The organism is Prevotella sp. P3-122, from assembly GCF_002251365.1.
GTDB lineage: Bacteria > Bacteroidota > Bacteroidia > Bacteroidales > Bacteroidaceae > Prevotella.
The window spans coordinates 1-2,638 of sequence record NZ_NPJH01000043.1 but is presented as its reverse complement, the minus strand read 5'-3'; the positions used below and the strand labels follow the sequence as shown (position 1 = coordinate 2,638).

Here is a 2,638-nt window from a genome sequence, read left to right as displayed (position 1 = left end):
TCCGATGGCGCCAACCGAGGGAACTGAAACATCTTAGTACCTCGAGGAAAAGAAAACAAAACGTGATTCCCCCAGTAGTGGCGAGCGACCGGGGAAGAGCCCAAACCGCAGGCGTAGCAATGCGCCTTCGGGGTTGTAGGACCGCGATATCATACGCATAGGACGAGCGTGACGTTCTGGAAAGTTCGGCCGCAGCGGGTGACAGCCCCCTGCGCGAAGTCCGACGCGGTGTAGCGGTATCCTGAGTAACGCGGGACACGAGGAATCCTGCGCGAATCCGCCGGGACCATCCGGCAAGGCTAAATACTCCCATGAGACCGATAGCGAACCAGTACCGTGAGGGAAAGGTGAAAAGAACCCCCATGAGGGGAGTGAAAGAGACCCTGAAACCATGCGCCTACAAGCGGTCGGAGCATCTTTATGATGTGACGGCGTGCCTTTTGCATAATGAACCTACGAGTTGCCGTCTCCGGCGGGCCAAGGCACTCAGTGCCCGTGCCATAGTGAAAGCGAGCCTGAACAGGGCGTTGGTCGGAGGTGGCAGACGCGAAACCAAGTGATCTACACATGTCCAGGATGAAGTCCCGGTAACACGGGATGGAGGTCCGCACCAATAAGCGTTGAAAAGCTTCTGGATGAGGTGTGTGTAGGAGTGAAAGGCCAATCAAACTTGGAGATAGCTCGTACTCCCCGAAAGGCATTTAGGTGCCGCGTCGGACGTTCAGCGCTGGAGGTAGAGCGACCGATAGGTCGAGAGGGCTTCGCCGCCTATCGAGACCTGACGAACTCCGAATGCCAGCGCTCCGCAGTCCGGCAGTAAGGGGGCGGGTGCTAAGGTCCGTCCCCGAGAGGAGAAGAATCCAGACCGCCGTCTAAGGTCCCGGAATTCTGCCTGAGTTAGTCTAACGAAGTCTGGTCCCCGTGACAGCCAGGATGTTGGCTTGGAAGCAGCCATTCATTCAAAGAGTGCGTAACAGCTCACTGGTCGAGGGTCCGGGCGTGGATAATAATCGGGTATAAGGCAGATACCGAAGGCGCGGGATAGCATTTAAGAAAGTATCGGTAGGGGAGCATTCCATATGCGTAGAATACGTCAGGTGACTGTAGTTGGAGCGTATGGAAAAGCAAATGTAGGTATAAGTAACGATTAGGAGGGCGAGAACCCCTCCCGCCGTAAGTCCAAGGTTTCCCGGGCAATGTCATTCATCCCGGGGTCAGTCGGGTCCTAAGCCTCAGCCGAGCGGCGAAGGCGATGGCAGAAACGGTCAACATTCCGTTACTGCCGGCAGGAGCGACGTGGAGACGGAGCAGTGGAACCTCCGCGCACAGACGGAATAGTGCGTTGAAGGGTGTAGGTTATGATAGAGGCAGGCAAATCCGCCTTTAGAGCCGAACCTGAGAGTACGGAGCGTCCCTCGGGACAATCCGATAGCGAGGGTAATCATACTCCCGAGAAAATCCGCTAAGCATATCCTGTCGGCACCCGTACCGCAAACCGACACAGGTAGACGGGTAGAACATACTAAGGCGTTGAGAGATTCATGGTTAAGGAACTAGGCAAACTGACCCCGTAACTTCGGGAGAAGGGGTCCTCCAGTGATGGAGGCGCAGAGAATAGGTCCAGGCAACTGTTTAACAAAAACACAGGGCTGTGCAAACTCGAAAGATGACGTATACAGCCTGACACCTGCCCGGTGCCGGAAGGTTAAGAGGAGATGTCACCGCAAGGGAAGCATTGAATTGAAGCCCCGGTAAACGGCGGCCGTAACTATAACGGTCCTAAGGTAGCGAAATTCCTTGTCGGGTAAGTTCCGACCTGCACGAATGGTGTAATGATCCGGACGCTGTCTCAACCATGATCTCAGTGAAATTGTAGTATCGGTGAAGATGCCGATTACCCGCGATGGGACGAAAAGACCCCGTGAACCTTTACTACAGCTTAGCATTGACCTTGGTCATCCGATGTGTAGGATAGGCCGGAGGCTTAGAAGGGCGCACGCCAGTGTGTCTGGAGCCGCCGTTGAAATACGGCCCTTTGGCTGTCTGAGGTCTAACTCCTTGTTAGGAGGACACTGCTTGGTGGGTAGTTTGACTGGGGTGGTCGCCTCCAAAAGCGTAACGGAGGCTTCCAAAGGTGCCCTCCGGCCGATTGGTAACCGGCCTTTAAGAGTGCAATGGCATAAGGGCGCTTGACTGGGAGGCAGACATGCCGAGCAGGCAGGAAACTGGGGCATAGTGATCCGGTGCAAGTGTATGGAAACTGCATCGCTCAAAGGATAAAAGGTACTCCGGGGATAACAGGCTGATCCCCCCCAAGAGCTCACATCGACGGGGTGGTTTGGCACCTCGATGTCGGCTCGTCACATCCTGGGGCTGGAGAAGGTCCCAAGGGTTGGGCTGTTCGCCCATTAAAGTGGCACGCGAGCTGGGTTCAGAACGTCGTGAGACAGTTCGGTCTCTATCTATCGTGGGCGTTGGAGTTTTGCGTGGTTCTGACACTAGTACGAGAGGACCGTGTTGGACAGACCTCCGGTTTACCAGTTGTGCCGCCAGGTGCACCGCTGGGTATCTGAGTCTGGATTGGATAAGCGCTGAACGCATCTAAGTGCGAAGCCAGCCGCAAGATTAGAACTCCTCA

General features: G+C 55.4%; 1 rRNA gene. It reads left to right on the top strand.

The features are described 5' to 3' along the window. Positions 1–2,638: ribosomal RNA gene (locus tag CIL02_RS08270) — 23S ribosomal RNA — on the top strand; the annotation flags it as partial.